Genomic DNA, 22,346 nt, shown 5'->3' with positions numbered 1-22,346 from the left:
CGACCACTGTAAGTGGGGGGATGCCGGATGCAACGGTCTAATCAGACTGCTCGGCTGCCTCAGCCGAGCCAAATCGCCATCAATCCGGCTCGATTGTTGACGCCGAACTTGCGATAGATCCCCGTGACGTAGTTGTGCGTCGTCGAGGTGGCACGTCCGATTTCGATCGCAATCTCCTTCTCTGACTTGTCCGTCAGCAGCAAGAGAACGATGCGACGTTCCATTTCGCTAAAAATTTCGTCGCCCACCACCAGGCCGTGGCTTAAAAACAAACGACGTTGAAACCAGCGCACGCTACGCAGAGCGGTTCCTACAAAATCTGTCAGCTCTGAATCAAAACGCTTGCCGTCGTCGCCCGCCAATTCAAAACAAAAACAAGACTCCGTGTCTTCATTAACCGGCGTAACAATGTACACTCGATCAGTTAAACCGTAGGGCATTTGAAGCTTTTGGAAGTGCGCTGATTTTTCGTACTCCGAAAGATCCACGAGTTCTCGAAGCCGACGAACTCGGAAGTTGCCTGCCTCTCTCATGATTGCAATCGAGGCGGCTCCAACGGTATCCGCCAGATGCTGATTCTCCAGTATTTCCTCCCGATGGTCCTCGTAAATCTGGGGCAGTTTATAGGGCTCGCTGACTCGCACCCGCCATCCACCGAGCGGGTCCTCTTCGGCGGCATTCCCATCAACAACCCGCAAAAGTCCACACCAATAGGCGTAATCCGAGTCCAACCACGTGGCCAATGTCTTCATCAGGTGAACATTGGCTTCCGTTGCTTGCTCGACTGGAAATGCCTCCAGCTCGTCCCACAACTGCACGAGCTTGTTGACGACGACGGGCGAGAATTCCATAGAAACTTGATATTACGAAAAGGAACTTCGCCAAGGGCATCACAACGGTAGAGCAAAGTTGTATAGCCCATCGATTTTCACGCAAACTTAGGCGATTGAATTTGGAGGTGAGGAAGTGTACACGAAGACATGACGCGTGAAAAAGTTCCAGTTCGCCAAAAACTTTTGTACACCATTACCGAGTCTCGACAGTTTCGGTCGTTGCACGCCTGAGAACGACGGCGAATATCAATCCGTCGGTGAGAAATATCGCGATGATTTCTACGAAGCGTTAGAAACCGATTACCGCGAGGGTTCCAAACGGCTCGAGTTTGTCTTCGCATCCGAGCACAGCGGTCAGCTCAATATCGCCGATTGTGGAATTAACCGATGACGCGTCAGTATTTGTCCGCTCGTCGCATCAGAGATACTGAGTGACCTCCACGAGATGCACTCAACATGGGCCAATAGCGTCAATGCAATGCGACCATGCGTTAACGGATGGTTTAAATGAACAAATCGTGCTCGAGACGGGCGACAGACAATGCAGGGGCCGCAAGGTTCCAACAATAGAGCTTTGCGATCTCCAGTCTGCCCCAGATGAGATGCAAAATTTGGCAGCGGTTGCTCAGCATCGCGATCAACGAACGAGACTGCTCAGCGTGCTCAGAGAGTGGGAAAATCAACCAAACATCCCGCGATAAGTCCCTAACCGTGACGTGGAAGGAACTTGTCTCGCGACACGGCTTCTCAACGCTGCAATGGCACGTTGCCATGACGACCAATGCAATTGAGGCATGGTGGGGAAAAAAGTGGTTCCGCATCATCACGCCGCCAAACGTCCCGTCTGAACTGAACGGGCGTCACTCGGGAAGGCGTCGTCGAGGATCCCTGGCTTAGGTCGGCTGGGCAGGCTGACTCGCTGGCCAGGCCCCTATTGGCATCACTTCGTGATTGGATCGTCCGCCGAACTCCTAATAGGAGCTGGCTCGTAGTCGGGCGGAAGCTTACTTGCATACTCCTCCAACTCACTTTTTTCGATACCACCTTGGGATGTTGATCCCGAACCGCAGCCGATGCAGAAAGCGGCAGCAAGCCAAACGGGCATGATCATCAAAACTCGAAAATTCATCACTGGCACTTATTGAAATAGAAAAATTACTGCAAACAACAAAAGCAACGGAGTGCGCCGAGCGAGTTCGAACTTCATGCCGATGATCACCGCGATGTTGACCGATGCGCAAAAAAGGCATCAATCACTTTTTTCTCATCGCTTCAGCGGCCAGCACGTCATTCGATTTTGCTCCACGCGAGTGTGAGCTACCCCCTTACTTCTCTTTCATGGCTTGTTCAGCTTCTTTGGCCAACAACGCTTGCTCCGCGTTATATTCCTCCCAATCTTCGGGGGTCATGTCTGCGAATGTGTTCGTTCCCGACAGGTCACTTGGGCCGCTACAGCCCGCGATAATGAATCCAGAAAAGACACACAACAAGAACGGCGTATAGAAACGAAGCATCACTTCTCCAACAATGTCGAAGGCGGAATCAAATTACAAATACTGAGACAAAGAACACCAAAATCTTGCGCTGTTTTTGCTGCGGAGCGCGCAAAGCCCCCCGTCACCGATCGCATGTCGGTGACGATAACCAAGGTTGAGAGCCCCATCGCACAGACCGCCATCAAGGCAACCTCTTAGGTGGTATGCACTGACTATTCGGCGACAAGCCTTTTAAAACTCCGCGTTGATCACTTCCTGGTTTGCACGAGTTCCAAGAGCTCCCCAAAGACCATAAGGGCTCTTACTACCCGGTGCTTGAGTCCCCGTTCCACCCGACCAGACTTGAGGACTATTTGGATTGCCTGCCTCAATCGAGTCGGTAACGAATTTGACGGCACCATCTCCCATGAGTACATGAGCGCCACCTGGGTGACGGCTCGATACGGTTGCGATCGAGTCCAGGTCGTCCCCATTGCCGCGAGAGCAGAATCCTCTATTCGGCGGCAGGATGGTCATGCAGGCAGAGTGAATCGGTTTCGCGCATGCCCATCGGTACCCACGTCCTCTGTCCTGGCGCGAATCAGTCTGCCACTTCATAGGTTTCTCGGGATTGAGACCGTTCGGATGCTCTTCGCAAATGTTGGGGTTCTGGCGAATGTTGACATTGGTTGTGTCTAGATTTCCGCCGGTTAAATTGCCGCCGGGCAGCACAGTTCGTTTGTCTTTGTCTTGGACGTATGTGGCGATCTCGCCCATGGCGATTGTGTTTGAGAGACCATCCAAAACGTCTCGAAACGCCGAAGCCCTCAACGCGAACGGCTTGAAGAATCCACGGTGAGTCGACCGGGAGTCTTCAGATCGGACTGAAGGGTCGGTTCGCTTCTGATCCCACGTCCCGTACATGACGTTGTAGCTGGCATCACCCAAGCAAGCGGCATAGTTAGTGCGTGCCAAAGCAGGCCGACCTTTTCCTTGATCGCTTGGGCAGCGGAAAGTAGGGAACTCGGTTACCCAAGGAATGTACTGTGCATTCTGAGGCGTGGGTCCCATCGGAGGCCAAGGCGCAGCTGGAGTTCCGATCCCGGCTCCGGTATTGCCGTCGGTTCGTTCCGCACTGGGGTTACTGATCCGCTCCCAAGTGGCCTGTTGCTCCACAAAGGGAAGAACGCCGACCAACATGCTTAACCGGTAATTATTGAAGTTGTTCGAATCACTCCAAGCGTTTAGCCCTGCGCCACCATTGCCAGTGCCACTGCCTTGCTTGGGCAGTTTCTGATAGGCAGCATGATAGTTGTGAATCGCCAAACCAATCTGCTTGAAGTTATTACTGCAACTCATGCGTCTGGCCGCCTCACGGGCCGCCTGAACTGCGGGCAACAACAGCCCAACCAAAACACCGATGATGGCGATCACGACCAGCAATTCCACTAACGTGAAACCGCGTCGCCTTCCTGTTTTACACATTTCAAACCTCAACTATGGAAAAGAATTAATGCCAATTCAAACCGCCCGCGATCATTCATGGGCAGATATCGTCCGAACACGCACCCACGTGCTTTGCTCAGATCAAAAAAACTCAAAGTGATTGCCTCGATGGAGGCCGACGCGGGTTAGAAGTCCCCATCAATCACTTCACCAATACTGGCGGTGCCGAGGGCTCCCCACAGTCCAAATGGGCTGTCGTCTCCATGAGAAGCGCCCGCACGATTGAAGACGATGCAACGGGCCTGCTGCTGGTTACCAGCCTCAATTGAGTCGGTGATGAACTTCACCGCCCCATCTCCCATCAGCATGTGGCAACCGCCTTGGTGACGACTGCCAGGAGGAAGTACTCCATATTCCCCTGGATCATCGGCTCCCATGCAGACCACTTTGTTTGGCGGACTACAAATCATGATCGCAGTGAACAATGGCCTGCCGTATGCCCATTTGTATCCGCGACGATTTTCAGCATCGGTGAATGTCCCGAGTGCTGTCGCATCCCCCCAGAACTGAGGCCGCTCGGGATCCAGATACTGATCGCAAGCCTGGCTAAAACCGGCAATGTTGAGCAAGTTCTCACCGACCGCCTGCACTGGTCGTGTTCGCGCATCGTTATCGCCGAGATCGGTCACGATTTCGCCTGCGCAAAACGTGTTAGATAATCCATCTGTGATGTCAGAAAACGTTCGCACGGTTCGGGAGCGGAAGAAACCACGACAAGCCGCCCCCGCATTCCTTTCCCAGTTCGAGGATCCTTCCAATAGTCCATCATCGTCTCGGATGTGACCGTAGTGAGAGTGGTGCAAACTATCGCCTAATGAAGCGGCATAGTTGGTTCGGCCTTGCGCCGGCAGCCCCACCCCCGGATCACTGGGACACCTCAGCGTGGGAATGTTGGTCAGCCATGGCTGGTACGGGCTTGCAGCGTGGTCAGCTAACGTTCTAGCGGGCGAAGGGCCCATCGCTTGAAAGAAAGGTGCGACACCGTCTTCATCGGGATCAAGCGGATTGGAGATCTGCTCCCACAATGCCTGCTGCTCGATATAGGGCGTCAGCCCTACTAACCAGCTCAACCGGAAACGATTGTGGCCCCCAGCCACATCGGATTCAGGACTGGGAGTGTTCGCATTAGCGGCATTCGTCGTCCCACCAGATTGCATCGGGAGCCGATTAAAGGCAGAGTGATAATTATGCACTCCGAGCCCAAGCTGTTTGAAGTTGTTACTACAACTCATTCGTCTCGCGGCTTCCCGAGCAGCTTGCACGGCGGGCAACAAGAGCCCGACAAGAACGCCAATGATGGCAATCACCACCAATAGCTCAACAAGAGTGAACCCTATTCTTAAACGTAGCGGTTTCATTCGAAAATTCCTCATAAGAAACACGGAAAGAAGACTATGTCATGCACCCATCGCTGAACTGCTCTCTGCATGAATAAAATTGGACAGGCTATAGGTGACAGCGAGTTGATAGACCGCCGGAAAATCCAATGCTGCCGCCTCCGGGTAAGCAATGTTCCCTGAGGTACACTGTTCGAGTTCTGATAAAATGACACCACGTTATGAATGCGGCATCCATCCCGTCGAAAAGAACGAGTCCTTCTCGCAGGAAGACGACATATTCCCGCATGACCTGTGAGCACGCACGAGACTAGATGGGATGAACACGATGGCGAAAACGCATCTAACGCTGGAGATCTGCTCCGCCGTGTTGGATAGGCTCCACAAGTACTCAATAGTTGCCGAAAAAAATCTATGCATTATAGATTTATTAAATCTTAAATCCTTCAAGGCTGCGCTAAGAACATAGTGGCATGGAAAATCACGAAACTACAGTGCGGAGAATTTGTCGTGGGAGAACAGATGTGAGCAACTGTTTCCAAGAGCGCCATATCGTTCTTCCGAAAGAGTCATTGTGGCGGTACGGACGCTCTCGAACCCTTAAACGCGCGTCTGACGACTCGCGGTCTTACAAAACGCTTATTGACAATAAGCCGGGAATAGCAAGAACAAAAACGCTCAACCTCATCAGTGAACGTATAACTACACCGCAGCGGAGGCAAAGCCACTGCACATGTAAAAAAGAGTGAATTAGATAATGCGATCACCAATGCAATAAACAGCCCGTATGCAGATTTATGATGCTACGGCGAAAGCGTCGCGGCATTTCTAAGAAGGACAACCCAGTCTTGCGCGGTTGTGCCAGGAGGACTTCCGAGCAAGACATACTCAGATCCTCCCTGCACGGTCTCATACGTGCCATGAGTCATTTTTCCGCCTGTGCGTGGGTTGTACCATTGCACCGAAAATTCTTGGCCTTTGGCAGTGGATAGGTCCGCAGCGAATTCTCCCCCATTTTTGAAATAGAGCAGGTAAGTGCTTTTCTCGTTTCCCATCGCCCAGTTTTCGTCTCCGATAGCCAGAGCATCATTCGGTTCCATGTCCGCGATCTCGTTTGCCAGGTTTTCATTGCAAAACTTGGCGGCATACCCGATCGATCGCCAACAGTCTTCGTAGGTGCGATAGTCGATGTGTTTCACATCGTCACCGCCGGCATAAAACTCCATCTGCCCGCCGGCAAGGATTGCTCCCCAGACGACTTCTTTGCGCAAAGTGTCAGTCAGTCTATTCGTTCGACGTCCCCACCAGGGTTCATCGATTGAAACGACCCATGGATGCCCGCTCTTCTTGCTCTCTTCAACCCACCTCGCAACCTCATCGTGGTTACTCAGCGCGCTAACACCTTTTCTCGCTCGATTTGGCTTGGTCAGGTACGTCTGCAGACTTGGGCCCGTAATGTCTTTAAACCCAATCAGCTGAGGAAAGATATCGGCGAACTTTCCTGCAGGACCATTGTGAACGGAAATGTGGTCTCGATAGGGAGTCAACGTCCTAACTCGAGTTGCGAATGCTCGCCTTTGCACATCATTGTTAGGCGTTTGAATCCCAGAACCCGCAGCTTGATTTTCTTCACCGATGTTCCAGGTGATGGCCATATGATGCCCGAAACGAGCAACGAGTTCTCGGTAGAGGATTTTCCGGGCATCGGAGAACGTCCCTTGTCCGTCTCTAGCTTCGAGGTAATTGGTATTTTCAGATTCGGAAAGCTGAAAATGGACCATCAATCCCATTCGGTCGAAATGGGTAAAAGCACCTCCCATTGCCCCAGCTTCGACACATCATAAACATCGATGTCGTCGGCACCGGTCCAAGGCCAGGCCTCTTTGCCATCACCATAGGCATTCATGCACAGGAAGTAGTGCGAATTGATGCCAAACGAAGAGAGATAGTTCACCAGGCCTATGATTCCCTTCCCTTTGCCTTCTCCCCACGTCGGATCGCCCTGGTTCCAATTGCCGATGCTTGGGGCGTAGACGTCCTTGGCGTGTCCAGGGGTTCCGTCAAATTCACCATACTCCAATAGCACTTCCGGACTGTTGGCCCCCAGTTTGATGAAGTGGTCACCGTCGGCAAATCGGAGATATCGTTTGCCAACATATTCAAGTTTTCCTTTCGCCCGGAAGTCTTTCCCTGTTTTATCCTGAGGGCCAACTTGAAATTTCCCTGTCTCACCATCCGGAGCAGTCCCGGCTTCTCCCCTCGAAAGGCTCGCTGCCACGTTTTGGCCCGTCACAAAGCGTGTGCTGTAGGTCCACTCGCCCTCTTCTCCTGCAGCGAAACGTGCCTTCCATTTGTTTCCGCTGGTCGCCGAAGTGTGGGCCGGATTTCCATCGGCATCAAAGAAGCCGGGGACTCGGTATTGCCTGCCACTAGGTGAGGTGAACGTCACGTCCAGACGAAAGTTCCTGAACGTTGCCGATGATTCGTTGGCCTGAGGACCGTCGAACACGACTTCAATGCGATGCCATTTTTTCAAACTTCCGTCTGAGTTTCTCTCACCTTCAACAACCGCCGCTAATGAAGAGAGAGACAAGACGCAAAGCAGAACGGGGGTCAGTGCTACCGAAAGGAGATTCGCTGTTTGCGGTTTCATGATGGATGCGTTAGGTATTCGTTCGACGCATGATGTGCGGTCGGTTCAAGACAGATGCCCTCTAGCGAAACCTCAGTGAGGCTCGACTACGTGAGCTAATGGAGTGTTTCTAAATTAACTGCTCACTCATTCTGTTTTCGCGTTGCCGCGCAGGCATTTGTCGCAGCCTAAACGGAATGCCACGATATCCCTTGCGTGGACGAGTGCGTGCAATGGTGTTCGATCTTGTTCGTACTAATGACGGGCTCTTTGTCGGCTTTAGACTTCTGAGATCGTGCCGGTATTGTCCGCGAACGTTTCAGTCTCCACGCCTAGTCTTTGCAGCATCGTGACGAATAGATTCGACAAAGGAAGATCGTTGTGGGATGACTTCATCTTATAAGGCTCTGGCTGCCCTTTTATCCATCCGCCTCGGTAGGCACTCTCTCCGGCGTAGTCCAAGTATTGCCCATGTTGAAATCCCATTGCTTTACCACCCGCCAAAACCAGCGGATAGTTTCTCGAAAGGTGAAAGGCACTGGATGCAGAGCCAATCAGGAGCAGCGTGTTGTCGAGCATTGTGCCTTCACCGGCAGGCTCTGGAGTCGCTTTCAGCCTGGCCGCAAAACGCCCGAATTCCTCACTGATGAACCGGCAAAAGGTGCCGAAGTTCTTCCAGCCACCAGGCTTTTTGGTTTGATGCGAGAGTTGGTGGGTCAACGGAAGCCCGACTGCCCGAGCGAGATAATCGCTGATCCCTTTGCTGACCTCCTTTCCGAATTGGTAGGTCGCCACGCGTGTCGAATCTGTTTTAAATGCCAGATAAATCAGTTCGTACATCGTTTGCATGTACTCTCTCGGATCCTCCGCCGTGATTTCGAGATTCAGATGGTCGACGTCGACGGTAGGAAGCGGAAGATTGATCCATCGGGCGGACTTCGTGACATTGATTTCGGTATCTCGCACGGAACTAAGGAATTCTTCAAAGACTGCCTGATCTTGCTTGGAAAGTTGTCTTTGCAACGAACTCGCGTCTTCTATGAGATGATCCAACACGCTTTGGCTGAGTGCCAGTCGTCGTGCGGCATCTTCGTTCTTTTTAGCGAACAGCATGTCGAAGATCCGTTTCGGTTTATTCTCGGCCGGGATGGGTCGCCCCTGGCTGTTAAACGAAATGGTGTGTGCCTTTCGCTCCGGGCCGGTGCCTCCGTCGGTCGACATGACGAGCGATGAAAAACGGGTCTGCTCGGCAACATGTGCGGCATAAACTTGGTCGAGCGAAATCGAATTTCGATATTGTCCTCTGCCGCCGATCGGTGCCCCGGTGAGGAACTGGTCGGCATTGTGGTGACCATGGTTATCGCGTGACGCCGGGTGTGACAAACCTGAGAGTACCGTCACATCGTCTCGCAGGGGCTCCAACGGATCGAGACATTTGCTGAACCGATAATCCTTTCCCTCACCGTGAGGAAACCACGACCAATCTTGGTAAGCCGGATCCTCCGGAAGCGGCATGGGAACACCGTTGGGTAGATAAAAGCAGGCGAGTCGCCGAGGGGGCATGGCGTTCTCAGGGGCTCCCGCATTTGCGGAAAACGTTTCAAAAGCGGGAAGGGCGAGAGCGAACCCGCTCGCTCCACGAAGAAAACGGCGACGATCAAGAGCGCTGAAATTCATGTCTTTTTCCAACGGATGGGGGTGATTTGAGACAACAACGTCATCTCACTCTCCGGTTCACAGAAGAATCAGACTCTCAATCGCAACAGAGAGAACTCTCCCCGAGCGTGAGTGTGTCCAACCATTCCGCAAACAACACAAGAATGCATTTGATTCTGCTTCAAACACTTCTATTCAGGTGCACCGGTTCTCTGAAACACATTGCTCTCGACGATCAGTCGAACCAAGGTTTGGAGGCCATCGCCGTTTTGCCGAAGTTGTGCCGCAATACGCTCAACGTCCGCTCGATCACCGAAGGTCAGCGGACGCCCCAGTGCGAAGGTGGTCATTTTGTGAACGATGGCCCGTGCGAACTGATCTTGGCGATTCGCGAGCAGGAAACGCTTTACCCCGTCAACGCCCTCAAGCTCGTATTCGTTGTACAACAGGCTCGACGCGTCGATGTCTTTTCCCGAGCTCTGCGTTCTCCAAATCCCGAGGGCGTCCAAGTTCTCAAAAGCGATACCCCAGGGATCGATTTTCACATGACACGACATACATGCAGCCTGGTTGCGATGGTCTTCCATCTGCTGCTTGGGCGTCATCTTCATGATCTCCGGATCGGCTAGATCGATCTCAGGAACGGCAGGTGGCGGCGGTGGAGGTGGGTCGTTCAAAATGCTTTCGAGCAACCACATGCCGCGTTTGAGCGGATGTGAATCCTTGCCATCTGAATTCATTGCCATCAATCCAGCTTGGGTCAGTAACCCGCCACGACTGTCTTTCGGCTCCAGCGACACTTTCTGGAATTCATTACCGCGGACTCCCTCGATTTCGTAGTGTTGTGCGAGTCGCTCGTTGATCACCGCGTAGTCGGCGTGAATCAAATCCATCACGCTGCTATCGCTTTGCAACATCTCTTCAAACAACGCGATCGGCTCTTGCTGCATCGCATCCTTCAACACTTCGTCGAACTGGGGATATGCCCTCCTGTCGATCCTCACGAATTCCAGGGGCGCCATGTTCAACCATTGCTGCACGAAATGCTTGGTGAAGCGTTCATGTCGCGGATCGGCGAGCATGCGATACGTCTGACGGATTAGGTTGTCCGGACGACGCAGCGCCCCCTCAGCCGCGAGGTCGAGCAGTTCATCGTCTGGCGTGCTGCACCAAAGGAAGATGGATAGACGAGTCGCCAGTTCGAAATCATTTACCGTGCGTGATGCTTCCGCGGACGAACAATCAGACGGAACGAGATACAAAAAACGCGGAGAGGACAGCACCGCGGCAAGCGTCTCCACCACGGCTTGCTCAAAATCGCTGCAGATCGGGCGAACACGATCAAACAGTTTCATTTGCAGATTGATTTCCGATTCAGTAACTTCACGTCGCCAAGCCCGACGCATGAAACGCGACACAATTTCTCTCGCGTAGATTCCTTCGTCATCGCTGTTTTCGCTTTCAATAAAAATTGCCGAATGCGTCTCTGGTGGCCATTTGTCATAGACGGGAGCCGACACCTCGACATAGTCGAATTGAATGTCTGACGATGGGCCCGTGGAGGCATTGAACAATCGGATGAATTCAGACGGATTGGTTTCGCCAATCGCCCCCAACTCCACCGTTTTGCGAACCGGGTTGCGAGGGATCACTTCACTCAACGGGATGTCCCATTGATAGAACACCGGCTCATCGGGAGAAGCGTCGACAACGAGGTCACGCTTGCTGATCCTGAACAACGATCGTTGGTCTTTGTCGCCTTGCCAGCCGAACTCCAGTGCGAGTTTGGGAGCAGGCGTTTGGCCGGCAGATGTTCGCGAGGCACGGACACGAACCCGCATGGTCCCCTTGTCAGGCAAACGGTTTCCGAGCTCGACAACCAGCCGTTGCCTCGATGGCAGCACGGCGATGAAGTCGGAAGGATCAGGCACTTCAGGACTCGACGTCGTCGGTGCCCACGCATGCACGGCCCCGGCGTAAGACCAAGTCGCGGGAACCGTTTGGCCGGTTTGGGTGTTCTTGTAGTAAGCCGGTCCGCCACGCGCGGTGTTGTTCTCACTTCCACCGCGTCGTTGAACACGTTCCGGCCCCGCTCGCTGGTCGTTTCGCTGCCCCGTTCGTGATTGCGTTCCCTGCCTTTGACGCCCCGCTCGCTGGTTCGTCGTTTCGAGTTCAGTAAACTGGCTCGCTGACGCCTGCTCCGCCGAAACGCCCCAATACAACACCCCGGGACGCTCACCACTCACCGTAACGTGATTCAGCGCACTCCGATTGACTTCCAGATACTCTGCATATTGCTTGCCGGTCATTTGCAGCATATCGGAACTGTTCATGAACCCATCGGGCGAGATGGGATCCGGCGGCAGATCCTTTGTGATATCAAGTTTCAGCCCCAGCAGATCCTGCAATGCGTAGTTGTATTCGTATCGAGTCATTCGGCGAAACGACGACCGCCCGTGCTCCGACCGTCGCACCTGCGAAGCCTTTTGGAGTTCCGAAGAAAGCCATTCGATGATCATCTTTCGATCTTCGTCAGCTAGATCAGGGGCGTCTTCGGGAGGCATCTCGCAGTTGCTAACAGCCGAGGAAATCTCCAGCCACCAACTGACATCATCCCCGTGCAAAATATCTGGATCCAACGTGTCGATGCGAATGTCAGCTTCAGCGATTTCAGGTCCGTGACACCCGTAACAGGCATCGCGAAACGCGGGCTCGATCTCGGCACGAAATGCTTCCAGATCTGCTTGCGGCGTTTCAAACGTGACCTCATTTGGGATCGGTTTGCGGAGGCTCGACGCCAGCGTTCCTGCCAACTTCACTTCTTCGAGCGAAAGCCTGTCGGTTGTTACGAACTCCTCCGCTTTCGCACGGCTTGGCGAAAGTGAATTCACTACCGACACGACCAGCAAAAACGCAACGAGTGTTGAAGGTGACATCATCGTTCGAAAGATCGATAGACGGATTTTCATGGTCGTCCAACCTCGTGAATGCGCCGCACCTCTTTGCCATCGAGAGCTTCGCCGAAAACGATCAACTCATCCATGCATCCATTGAGATTGCGGATACCTGGTTGATGATGCGACTCCGGCTCACTCCAATTGCCGATCGTTGCGTTGCCGATCTCAAGGAGACCGCTGGCAATCGATTTCAACCGATGTTTCTTGACGAGTTCTCCATTGACGTAGTGCTTAACGAGCGACCGCTCAGAGTCGTAGACCGTAGCCAAGTGCGTCCACTGGCCAAGCCGAAAGGCATTAAAAATCGATCGGGCTTGGTAGTTAATAGCGTTGTTACCCGGATGCTTCACACCGAGAACAAGATTCCCGTCGCGGCGAATCTGCCAGTGAGGGGCGTTTTCCCGGAACCCGTCGGTCAGCAACAGCGAGCTATGCATTCGGTCGAGCCCGTCCACTCGCACCCACGTCGAATACGTCATCGATTCAAACTCGCCTGGCACGGTAAGTCGCACGCGGTCACCGGGCCTCTTAAACTGCAGCGACGACTTGCTCGACCATCGCCCATGTGTCCATTCACATCCGACGATAGCACCCTCAATGACAGTGCCATTGCTGCCATAGCCGGTCAGGACACGATCGTCCGAGGAATTTTTCTCAAACGAAAAATACGCGACAACGCGTGGATCGCCTCGTAACGAGTCACGAAAAGATTGCCAATCGCGATGCGTCTGCTGATGCTGAAAATTGGACATGCGATTGAGCCGACTCGGTGTGACGAAGTCGGCGCTACGGGAGGCGACCGGTTTCGACGTCCCGTCGCGATCGACAGAGACCGCATCACCCGCGTTGAGCTGACGCCGCGTGGTTAGATCCCGGTTCGATTCGACATCAAAGAGCTCGACCGCCCCATCAAACACATGCACTTCGACCGAACCGTTGTCCAGGATATCAAGCCCAAAGTCCGTCCCGAGATCGACCAGCTCAACGTTCGGAGCAAGGACAGCAAACCCTCTCGCAGGCTCCGGAACGCGTGCACGAAGCCGCCCCGCCCTACAGACGACGCGAGACTCGTCGAGGATTTCGATTTCCGCCGGACCTTCTGCAACCACGGTCGCCCCACCATAGAACTCCAACTGCAAAAGCCCCGAGTCCCACTTCATCAACCCCGGCGGCATGGTTCCCCCAATTCGCCAATTGGTCGATGCGGCGCCTTGAAGACCGGCCGTACGCGTCAAGACAGCAACGCCTCTGTCCCTGACCGCAGTCGGCTTGGCGACGATTCCCTGAGTCCTTTGAGATTGGACTTGGCTCTGATCTCGTTTGACCGACTGGAGCGTCAACGCAGACGAAAACAACAGCATGGCCGCAGCGGTTAACCAACCGGCCGGCCCGAAAAATCGCGGCCACCTCGACTCGCATGACTGCAATTGCGGCGCGGCGTCAACACGACGCTCAGCTGCCGATTCACGTTTGTTTGGCAAAGCGGCGAGCACCGAGTCAACATTCAGGTAACGCAAGTATTCCATGCGAACCCCGGAGTCAGCCTGGAGCAATTCTTCCAATTGAGCGATCTCCTCATTGGTGGCCTCGCCATCAAGGCATCGCCGTATCAATTCGAGTCGTTCGTTGCGATCATTCATGAATATTCCTCTGCCGCTAATTCGCGCTGCGCGCACTCCATCAACTGCAAGCGGATGCGGTGGAGTTTTTTGTAAAGTGTCATCGATGTCCATCCGAGCTTCTGAGCCAAGTCTTTCAAATTTGCCCCCGGTTGATAGGCCGACTGCAGCAACTCCCGTTGGTCGGGGCGAAGCTTCCGAACGCACGTTTCCAGCGCATTCCGTTCGCACTCCAGCCCAGCGGATTCGTCTTGAATGGTGTGACCGAGCAACTCCGCGACGTCATCTCCGAAAAGATGTCGATCCCGAGCACGATCTCGCCGGAACGCCAACGCCTCCATCCTTGCCACGCCGAAAGCCCACCGCCGGAATGACGTGCTGTCCAACGAGCCGTCAAACTTCCGCCATAACACGATGGCCACTTCCTGCATGACCTCTCGCGACTCTTCCATACTGAACAGAAGCGACCGAACGAACAGACGTAGCATCTCTTCATGCTCCATAAAGAGCCGTAGAAACTGGTCATGTTGTTCGCGATCCAATTTTTCCATCGATCAATATGCTCCGCCGACCTTACGCTCCACCAAGTTCGCGCATTTGCCGAAAGAAATCCAGTAAAAGCGGCTGTTTTTGATCAAAGCGTCGCCGCGATTCTCAAGCGTCAGTCTGACGAGCCTTCTGGGTCTATTTCGTTGCACCCAAACTAGCGTTCATCGCCCACCGCCGAGCTTATTGAGCGGGCATCTCGTACGGCACGCACGCCCATCCAACCTCATTCTCAGTGAACGCACGCTACCGCAATCGCGATACGATCGAACGGAGCTGCCACAAGAAATTCGACCGAGTAAACGAGCACCGCATGGTGCAAGTGCCACAGAGCGCCTCACCGGCGAACACGATGGACTCCATGATGAGGCAACAACACTTCGCCAGCAACCGCTGCGCATCACGCGATGCAACGACTGAACGCGTGCCTCCGAACATGACACCCACATCACCACAAGGCAACTCAAACGTTGCGGCGTCCCAACCATCCCCACCCCCATAGCCGCCCACCCTGTCCGGTGAGGATGCGACGCGTGAGCTTCGTGCCAACTCCCCGACGTCGATGCCCGATCTTGACTTGCAACCGACACACGAACGTTCCGTCTTACCACGGAACCAGAAGAGCTATTGAACTCTGATTTCAGCCAACCCCGAAACACGCGAACCAAACGAAAGAAAACCACCCACCACTTTCGAGTCTTTCGTTCATTTCGTGGTAAAAAAACACACCCACCATCACTTCCGCGAAGGCTATCCCAGGGAGGAAGGATAAGAACCAGCATCTTCTGTGACGACACGCTTTTACCCACGTGACACCGGACAGATCGCGTCCTTCCGCTAGCAAAGCAACAGCGATCAGCAACCACGAAACACGCGAACCAAACGAAAGAAACCCACCCACCACTTTCGAGTCTTTCGTTCATTTCGTGGTAGAAAAAACACCGACCATCACTTCCGCGACGGCTATCACACGGAGCAAGGACATCGGCAAGCACCTTCTATGACGACACGCTTTTACCCACGTGGCAACGGACAGCTCGCACCCAACCGCTAGCAAAGCAACAGCGATCAGCAACCACGAAACACGCGAACCAAACGAAAGAAAACCACCCACCACTTTCGAGTCTTTCGTTCATTTCGTGGTAAAAAAACACACCCACCATCACTCAAGCGTTGGAGATTGCTCATCGCGGGTTCCGCATCGGCAAACCACCGTCGCGGTCACAGGCACCATTGCCGATCCCGCGTTCGTTGAATTAGCTCAAGCGAGTCAATGAGCGACATGACGATCAGGAACTCGATCACATCCAATGATCGACTCGCCGAGGCAGCCCGCTCGGAAAATTAAGTTGGCTTGAACCGATCACACGTCGACGCGACATCGAATCCGCCCTCTGCCCCGCGAAACCGAGAAACATGCACCGAGGCAAAGAAAAGATTCTTGCCACCTTTCATTTACCTCGATCCTGTTCTCATTCGTTATTGCTCGTCTTCCATTTCATCCATCGCCCCGGTGAGAATTGCGATCTCTTCGGGAGTTCTTTGCGGGCGTTGGGACGTGTCGATCACCTCTGTTTTTGGCTCCGAGCAACCGGTGGTAAACAGAAACAAGGGTAGAGAAAAAAGGATGGCAGTAACGAGTTTCATCTTGGGACAACTTTCGCTATCGAAACGGTTTGAATAGTTGAAGACGCTTGTTTTCGCGTCAGGGGCTGAATCAGTTCTGGCGGACACCATGTTTGGCAAAGAGCGAAGCACAACCACGCCATCAAAAAATGGCCATGGGTGTGCCTCCGATTGCTCAGCATGCGCCCATCGGGCATGCGCCGGCCTGCTTATCTAGAGAAGCAGGCGCATTAGAACTCTTGATCAATCACTTCCTTGGCTGCCCGAGTCCCCAGTGCTCCCCAAAGACCGTACGGGCTCTGCGAACCAGGGGCCGACGCACCAGTGCCGCCGTTGCGAACATCGGCCGCTGAACTGTTCCCAGCTTCAATGGAATCAGTGATGAATTTGACAGCACCGTCCGCCATCAACACATGAGCCCCGCCTTGGTGACGGCTACTGACCGTCAACGTTCCGTTGGCGGAAACGAAGTCTTGGTTGGCGTCGTTACAGTATTCACGGTTTGGCGGAAGGACGGTATTGACGATGGTGAATCCAGGCGCTGTTGCTGCCCAGCATGCTCCACGCGATGCGAGTGGAGTAAAGGAGTGGCTGACCGTGGTCGACCAAAACTGTGGGCGATTGGGATCAATCTGGGGCTGGCATCGGTCTGGCCTGTTTTGAACATTCGTTCCGCCACCTCTCACTTCCGTTGTGATGTGACTGTCCCCAAGGTCAGTGTTCATCTCTCCCATCGCGATGGTGTTTGACAATCCGTCGAGAATATCTCGAAACCTGTTTATGTCGTACACATCAAAGACACCGCGATCGGAAGCTCGGAAATTTGCCACGCTGGTGCTATCGGTCCTGATGAGATTGCTGTCGTTGAACATCCCCGCGCCGAGATTTAGCGAGATTGAATCACCGATACAAACTCCGTAATTCGTCCGTCCTCCTGCGGGGAGGCCGACTCCAGGATCGCTGGGGCAGCGATACGTGTTGATTTCGGTGAACCACGGGTCGTAAGAAACTCCATCGCTTGTGAACTGGGTCGTCGTCCCTTGCATTTCCGTGTAGGGAACGGTTCCGAATTCTGTAAATTGGGTCGTCCCAACGACCAGTGGATTACTGACCCGCTCCCAAATGGCCTGTTGCTCCATGAACGGAAGCAACCCGACCAATGCACCGATTCGGCTATATTGATGTGCTGGGTCCTTGTTCCAGCGGGCAGCAGACCCACCAAGAGCCCTGTGTGCTTCGTTGATCGGCCCGGTACCGTGAATCGGGAGCTGATTGAATGCGCTGTGGTAGTTGTGCAGCCCCAGGCCCATTTGCTTGAAGTTGTTGCTGCAGCTCATCCGACGTGCTGCCTCGCGCGCGGCCTGAACCGCGGGGAGCAACAGCCCAACGAGCACGCCGATGATGGCGATCACAACGAGCAACTCGACGAGGGTGAACCCCCGCGAATTGTGTGGGGAACGATTGAAATGAGACATGTATTTAACTCCAATGATGAACAGAACCGATTCGGAACGGGTGGACGACATTTCTCCCCACACCCGTTAAGCGAAGCGAAGGGCACGAATCTTTACACAACAAAAAAGTTTTTTGCGTAATTCTCGCATTCAGTCACTGAAAGTTGCCTCGAGACTGGAAATCGAGAGCCCCGACGATCTTATTTTTGGGCAGAATCAGCCGCCAAGACTCGCGGCCCGCCCGTTCACGGCGTCCTTGGCCACCTATGAACATCGATCCACACGGGTCGCAACGCCCCTGAAGTAAACACGCGTCCATCTCCGGCAGTCTGTATCCCCACAGTCAATTCACCGGCATCGACCAACGCAACTGCACGCGTGCTCGATCATCCGCTAGGAAGGAAAAGGGACCAACGCCATCTACGGCGACACACTTTTTCCCGACGCGATACCGGACGGTTAGCGGTTAGCGGTTAGCGGTTAGCGGTTAGCGGTTAGCGATTAGCAATTAGCGATTAGCGATTAGCGATTAGCGATTAGCAACCACGAAACACGCGAACCAAACGAAAGGAAACCCACCCGCCACTTTCGTGTCTTTCGTTCATTTCGCGGTAAAAAAACACACCCACCATCACTTCCGCGAAGGCTATTCCACGGAGGAAGGACATCGGCAAGCACCTTCTTCGCCTACACGCACTTTCCCACGTGACACCGGACAGGTCGCACCCTGCCGCTAGCAAAGCAACAGCGATCAGCAACCGCGAAACACGCGAACAAAACGAAAGGAAACCCACCCACCGCTTTCGTGTCGTTCGTCCATTTCGTGGTAGAAAAAACACCGACCATCACTTCCGCGACGGCTATCACACGGAGCAAGGACATCGGCAAGCACCTTCTATGACGACACGCTTTTACCCACGTGGCAACGGACAGCTCGCACCCTGCCGCTAGCAAAGCAACAGCGATCAGCAACCACGAAACACGCGAACAAAACGAAAGGAAACCCACCCACCACTTTCGAGTCTTTCGTTCATTTCGTGGTAGAAAAAACACCGACCATCACTTCCGCGACGGCTATCACACGGAGCAAGGACATCGGCAAGCACCTTCTATGACGATACGCTTTTACCCACGTGGCAACGGACAGCTCGCACCCTGCCGCTAGCAAAGCAACAGCGATCAGCAACCGCGAAACACGCGAACAAAACGAAAGGAAACCCACCCACCGCTTTCGTGTCGTTCGTCCATTTCGTGGTAGAAAAAACACCGACCATCACTTCCGCGACGGCTATCACACGGAGCAAGGACATCGGCAAGCACCTTCTATGACGACACGCTTTTACCCACGTGGCAACGGACAGCTCGCACCCTGCCGCTAGCAAAGCAACAGCGATCAGAAACCACGAAACACGCGAACAAAACGAAAGGAAACCCACCCACCACTTTCGAGTCTTTCGTTCATTTCGTGGTAGAAAAAACACCGACCATCACTTCCGCGACGGCTATCACACGGAGCAAGGACATCGGCAAGCACCTTCTATGACGATACGCTTTTACCCACGTGGCAACGGACAGCTCGCACCCTGCCGCTAGCAAAGCAACAGCGATCAGAAACCACGAAACACGCAAACCATACGAAAGAAACCCACCCACCGCTTTCGTGTCGTTCGTCCATTTCGTGGTAAAAACCACAGCCACCATCATTGCTTTGTATCAGCACGTTACCGGACGCGGTGAGTTACTACTGGGTAATGCTTGGCATCCTCGCTGGCGTCCCGCTTACTGTCGTATGTGAAAGTGGACGCCAGCGGATGCTTTTCATCCTGCGGAGTTCGCGGCTAACAACTTACTAAAATCGGTCGTCTTGAAATTTTTCTGCTGCATTGGCACGAGCAGTTGCATCGACAACCTCGGGATTATCTTCCAGGAAGTTGGTGATTTCGTCTGGAGTCGGCGGCTTCGAATTCCCACCGCATCCTACTACGGTGAAGAGTGCGATGGCAAATAGAACAGAGGCCAAAGATTTCATGATTACCTACAGGGTGAGGATTGAGTGCAGAAGAAACGTTGTATCCAGCCAGCACGCCTCGTAGGTTTCCGGCGAACGAGGCATGTAGCTGTGACAGGGAAGGACGGCGGACCCAAGAGTAGCCTTAGAAATCCGCGTTGATGATTTCTCTTGAAGCCCTTGTCCCAAGTGCTCCCCAAAGACCGAAGGGGCTGGCACTACCGTCGGCCAGTCCGTCCCCGGCAACGACGGACAATGAATCACCGGCTTCGATGGAATCAGTAATAAACTTGACCGCTCCATCGCCCATCAAAACATGAGCACCACCTTGGTGACGGCTCGATGCAGACAGCACCCCCGCACCCAGCCTGCCCTGGGAGAGACAGACCTCTGTATTCGGTGGCAGGATAGTTGTGAACGCGGTGTAGCTTGGAAGCCCTGCTGCGTATTTCATGCCTCGGTTGATCTCGCCGCCGCCGAAACTGGTAACGGTCCCTCCACTAAAATTCCAAAAAAGTGGACGAGTAGCGTCAACCGCCTGCCGGCACCATGTCGACCTCAAACCGCCCGTTTGAGCAGTGTTAAGGTTAGCTCCGTTTCGCCTACTGGCAGGTCCGGCATTGTTCCCTGCGAAGTGCGACCGTTTATCCTGGTCACCCAGATCCGTGATTATTTCGCCCATGCAAATCGTATTCGACAAACCGTCGAGAATGTCTCGAAAACCGGTCTCGACACGTGCTACATAGAAACCTCGCTGCCATTTCCTCAAATTAGCAACACCGCTGCTTTCGACCCCGTCTCGCCCGATCGCGCTGCCGTCTCCCAGCATATAGGAGTCTCCAAGACAAGCCGCGTAGTTGGTGCGTCCTTGAGCTGGCAGCCCCACCCCCGGATCACTCGGGCACCGCAACGTGGGGACGTTAGTTAAGAAGGGGTCGTAGTTTCCGATGGATGTGTGATTGGTCAATGAAAGATCAACCATTGGCCCCATAGGCGGGATCGTGCCTCCCGTCGCTTGATAGGGGTTCGCGTACTGCTCCCAAACCGCTTGCTGCTCCATAAACGGCAAGAGTCCCGGCCAATGGCTCAGCCAATTGAGGTTATTCGCCGTCGGGCCAGCACTGCTGTTACCCGAATTCAGTTGGTACGTCCCACCCATATACTTGTTGTTTTTATTATAGGCACTGTGGTAGTTGTGGACCGCCAACCCGATTTGTTTGAAGTTGTTACTGCAGCTCATTCGGCGTGCAGCTTCTCGAGCCGCCTGAACAGCCGGCAGCAACAAGCCAACGAGGACCCCGATGATGGCAATGACCACTAATAACTCAACTAGGGTGAAGCCATCATTTTGACGTTTGTTCATTCGCGTATCCAAAGATTGTTTGACTAGGGAAAAGAAAGGAATGAAAAACTGGTCAGTGACCCTGCCACGCTCTCCATTCGGCGGATTAGATGCGGCAGACGGTGACTTTCTAAACAGGGAAAAATTCAAAAAATTCCCCAAGGCCTTTAGCCGCCTTAAGGAACACCTTTTGGCGACGAGAAACAGCCAATCGAAGTAACGCAACAACCCACAATTCAAGCAAACTTGGGGAAGGAAAGGCCTTGCGTCTCGCCACCGGACGCCTCACGCCGTTCCGGGCCGCCTAGCAATTCCGACTAGCAACCACACCCACCATCAGCAGGCCTGAGCGCAAGCAACGATCGCAATGCAACGACCTGCTCAAGTCCGATCAACTCACGCGACAACCTGTATTCGATGATTCGACCTGCCTGGATATTCGCGTTGTACTCAGCCGACAACGAGCTATCCCGGACCTCGCGTTCCGGTGACCGTGCCTGCCTCGATAGAAAGTCTGCCGTCCCACCCGGACCTCAGCCGGAATGCAGACGAGGTACTGGCAACCGGGCTGGGCACTTTGGGATCGCGACATCGCGAAACTCCAAACGGCGTTCGGAGTCGTCTGAGGTGGCCTGGTTTTTGGGAGCCACGTGAGCCCTTAAAGTGAAAGAAAATCAAGTAAACTCAGATGCCACAAACGACCAAGCCTTCAGTCAAACCTAAACACCGTACTTATAGGGACGAATCCAAACGCGATCCAGTTGCCATGCTGCTCGATGGACACTCAGTGAATTCGATTGTTTAGCGTCCGGGGATCTCCGGAACGAACCCGCTTTACCGCTGGGGATGAAGCCAAATGGGTCAGGCCTCTTTGATCTGCTACGGCTGCTCGGCTCGCACTTTTTGCCTACCTCTCGGTCACATGGTGGACTCCAGGTTGAGTCTTCGGGCGATGGTTTCCACCCATCCTTCCTCACCGAACGGACGTCCACGCTGGGCTGACAATTGCACAGCATTGAGTTCGCGATGGTCGAGAGGCTCGTTGACTCGCTGTACCCATCGTGGCTGTCTCGGTATCGGCCAAGGTGAAAGTAGTTTCGGGTTGGGGTCTGATCCCTGCAACCAACGCCACAACGATCCCCAACGCCAGTTCTCCGCCCGCTTGACCAAGCCCGCTCGCAACGCATTGCGTTCGACATAACGGCAGGCAACGATGAAGTGATCGTCATCTTGGATCGGAAAGCTTTTGTATCGTTGTTGGTAAACATGCCCAAGACCGCTCGTGTGGTAGTGAGCATGATATCGCATCGTATGGGTACCTCACTTCGCTACCGTGGCTGATGAACCAGCCATAG

General features: G+C 53.8%; 16 protein-coding genes. 1 reads left to right on the top strand and 15 read right to left on the bottom strand.

Features of this window, described 5'->3' with window-relative positions; genetic code table 11:
• Window positions 1–59: 59 nt before the first annotated feature.
• A complete protein-coding gene (locus tag FHS27_RS00395; protein WP_184300233.1) occupies window positions 60–851 on the bottom strand; it encodes a helix-turn-helix transcriptional regulator in 792 nt (263 codons plus the stop codon).
• A gap of 136 nt (window positions 852–987) precedes the next feature.
• On the opposite strand from FHS27_RS00395, the gene FHS27_RS00390 reads away from it, so the two are divergent.
• Window positions 988–1,224: a hypothetical protein gene (locus FHS27_RS00390; protein WP_184300230.1), complete on the top strand. Its 237-nt coding sequence runs from the start codon at window positions 988–990 to the stop codon at window positions 1,222–1,224.
• Window positions 1,225–2,158: 934 nt separating this feature from the next.
• Here FHS27_RS00390 and FHS27_RS00385 read toward each other — a convergent pair.
• The 14 genes from FHS27_RS00385 to FHS27_RS00325 all read right to left on the bottom strand — a co-directional run bounded on the left by FHS27_RS00385 (window position 2,159) and on the right by FHS27_RS00325 (window position 22,299).
• Complete coding sequence (locus tag FHS27_RS00385; RefSeq protein ID WP_184300227.1) at window positions 2,159–2,347, bottom strand: hypothetical protein; 189 nt, start codon at window positions 2,345–2,347, stop codon at window positions 2,159–2,161.
• A 213-nt stretch (window positions 2,348–2,560) separates the two neighbouring features.
• Window positions 2,561–3,793, bottom strand: coding sequence for a DUF1559 domain-containing protein (locus FHS27_RS00380; protein ID WP_044252552.1), 1,233 nt, complete (start codon window positions 3,791–3,793; stop codon window positions 2,561–2,563).
• 146 nt (window positions 3,794–3,939) lie between these two features.
• On the bottom strand, window positions 3,940–5,172 hold the full coding sequence (locus tag FHS27_RS00375) for a DUF1559 domain-containing protein (RefSeq protein WP_044252555.1): 1,233 nt from the start codon (window positions 5,170–5,172) through the stop codon (window positions 3,940–3,942).
• A gap of 782 nt (window positions 5,173–5,954) precedes the next feature.
• Window positions 5,955–6,932 carry a putative collagen-binding domain-containing protein gene (locus FHS27_RS30900; RefSeq protein ID WP_246418946.1) on the bottom strand — a complete coding sequence of 326 codons (978 nt, stop codon included), beginning with the start codon at window positions 6,930–6,932 and terminating at the stop codon, window positions 5,955–5,957.
• The gene (locus tag FHS27_RS30895; RefSeq protein ID WP_246418945.1) at window positions 6,932–7,804 is read right to left on the bottom strand and encodes a DUF5060 domain-containing protein; all 873 of its coding nucleotides are present in this window, start codon (window positions 7,802–7,804) and stop codon (window positions 6,932–6,934) included. Before FHS27_RS30895 ends, FHS27_RS30900 begins: the two co-directional genes overlap by 1 nt.
• Before the next feature lie 258 nt (window positions 7,805–8,062).
• Entirely contained in the window at window positions 8,063–9,460 is a 1,398-nt protein-coding gene (locus FHS27_RS00365; RefSeq protein ID WP_184300224.1) for a DUF1552 domain-containing protein, read from the bottom strand.
• Window positions 9,461–9,630: 170 nt separating this feature from the next.
• The gene (locus FHS27_RS00360; protein WP_246418944.1) at window positions 9,631–12,378 is read right to left on the bottom strand and encodes a DUF1592 domain-containing protein; all 2,748 of its coding nucleotides are present in this window, start codon (window positions 12,376–12,378) and stop codon (window positions 9,631–9,633) included.
• A 26-nt stretch (window positions 12,379–12,404) separates the two neighbouring features.
• Window positions 12,405–14,036: a LamG-like jellyroll fold domain-containing protein gene (locus FHS27_RS00355; protein ID WP_184300218.1), complete on the bottom strand. Its 1,632-nt coding sequence runs from the start codon at window positions 14,034–14,036 to the stop codon at window positions 12,405–12,407.
• The gene (locus FHS27_RS00350; RefSeq protein ID WP_009096146.1) at window positions 14,033–14,566 is read right to left on the bottom strand and encodes a sigma-70 family RNA polymerase sigma factor; all 534 of its coding nucleotides are present in this window, start codon (window positions 14,564–14,566) and stop codon (window positions 14,033–14,035) included. The genes FHS27_RS00355 and FHS27_RS00350 overlap by 4 nt, the downstream gene beginning before the upstream one ends.
• Before the next feature lie 1,474 nt (window positions 14,567–16,040).
• Window positions 16,041–16,208, bottom strand: coding sequence for a hypothetical protein (locus FHS27_RS00345; protein WP_160167277.1), 168 nt, complete (start codon window positions 16,206–16,208; stop codon window positions 16,041–16,043).
• A gap of 209 nt (window positions 16,209–16,417) precedes the next feature.
• Window positions 16,418–17,662 carry a DUF1559 domain-containing protein gene (locus FHS27_RS00340; RefSeq protein WP_184300215.1) on the bottom strand — a complete coding sequence of 415 codons (1,245 nt, stop codon included), beginning with the start codon at window positions 17,660–17,662 and terminating at the stop codon, window positions 16,418–16,420.
• 1,828 nt (window positions 17,663–19,490) lie between these two features.
• A complete protein-coding gene (locus FHS27_RS00335; RefSeq protein WP_184300212.1) occupies window positions 19,491–19,670 on the bottom strand; it encodes a hypothetical protein in 180 nt (59 codons plus the stop codon).
• 124 nt (window positions 19,671–19,794) lie between these two features.
• Window positions 19,795–21,012, bottom strand: a complete 1,218-nt coding sequence (locus tag FHS27_RS00330; protein WP_184300209.1) for a DUF1559 domain-containing protein — start codon at window positions 21,010–21,012, stop codon at window positions 19,795–19,797.
• A gap of 897 nt (window positions 21,013–21,909) precedes the next feature.
• The gene (locus FHS27_RS00325; RefSeq protein WP_184300206.1) at window positions 21,910–22,299 is read right to left on the bottom strand and encodes a hypothetical protein; all 390 of its coding nucleotides are present in this window, start codon (window positions 22,297–22,299) and stop codon (window positions 21,910–21,912) included.
• Between the last annotated feature and the right edge of the window lie 47 nt (window positions 22,300–22,346).

The sequence above is a fragment of the Aporhodopirellula rubra genome, from assembly GCF_014192335.1.
Lineage (GTDB): Bacteria > Planctomycetota > Planctomycetia > Pirellulales > Pirellulaceae > Rhodopirellula > Rhodopirellula rubra.
The sequence above is the reverse complement of the archived record's forward strand: the minus strand, read 5'-3'. Positions and strand labels throughout refer to the sequence as shown.

What these genes read in the sequence shown, in the direction of transcription:
- FHS27_RS00375 (WP_044252555.1), bottom strand. Translation starts at nt 5,172, where the DNA reads ATGAAACCGCTACGTTTAAGAATAGGGTTCACTCTTGTTGAGCTATTG.
- FHS27_RS00345 (WP_160167277.1), bottom strand. Translation starts at nt 16,208, where the DNA reads ATGAAACTCGTTACTGCCATCCTTTTTTCTCTACCCTTGTTTCTGTTT.
- FHS27_RS00340 (WP_184300215.1), bottom strand. Translation starts at nt 17,662, where the DNA reads ATGTCTCATTTCAATCGTTCCCCACACAATTCGCGGGGGTTCACCCTC.
- FHS27_RS00355 (WP_184300218.1), bottom strand. Translation starts at nt 14,036, where the DNA reads ATGAATGATCGCAACGAACGACTCGAATTGATACGGCGATGCCTTGAT.
- FHS27_RS00365 (WP_184300224.1), bottom strand. Translation starts at nt 9,460, where the DNA reads ATGAATTTCAGCGCTCTTGATCGTCGCCGTTTTCTTCGTGGAGCGAGC.
- FHS27_RS00335 (WP_184300212.1), bottom strand. Translation starts at nt 19,670, where the DNA reads ATGAAATCTTTGGCCTCTGTTCTATTTGCCATCGCACTCTTCACCGTA.
- FHS27_RS30895 (WP_246418945.1), bottom strand. Translation starts at nt 7,804, where the DNA reads ATGAAACCGCAAACAGCGAATCTCCTTTCGGTAGCACTGACCCCCGTT.
- FHS27_RS00330 (WP_184300209.1), bottom strand. Translation starts at nt 21,012, where the DNA reads ATGAACAAACGTCAAAATGATGGCTTCACCCTAGTTGAGTTATTAGTG.
- FHS27_RS00360 (WP_246418944.1), bottom strand. Translation starts at nt 12,378, where the DNA reads ATGATGTCACCTTCAACACTCGTTGCGTTTTTGCTGGTCGTGTCGGTA.
- FHS27_RS00350 (WP_009096146.1), bottom strand. Translation starts at nt 14,566, where the DNA reads ATGGAAAAATTGGATCGCGAACAACATGACCAGTTTCTACGGCTCTTT.
- FHS27_RS30900 (WP_246418946.1), bottom strand. Translation starts at nt 6,932, where the DNA reads ATGGTCCATTTTCAGCTTTCCGAATCTGAAAATACCAATTACCTCGAA.
- FHS27_RS00395 (WP_184300233.1), bottom strand. Translation starts at nt 851, where the DNA reads ATGGAATTCTCGCCCGTCGTCGTCAACAAGCTCGTGCAGTTGTGGGAC.
- FHS27_RS00325 (WP_184300206.1), bottom strand. Translation starts at nt 22,299, where the DNA reads ATGCGATATCATGCTCACTACCACACGAGCGGTCTTGGGCATGTTTAC.
- FHS27_RS00380 (WP_044252552.1), bottom strand. Translation starts at nt 3,793, where the DNA reads ATGTGTAAAACAGGAAGGCGACGCGGTTTCACGTTAGTGGAATTGCTG.
- FHS27_RS00385 (WP_184300227.1), bottom strand. Translation starts at nt 2,347, where the DNA reads ATGCTTCGTTTCTATACGCCGTTCTTGTTGTGTGTCTTTTCTGGATTC.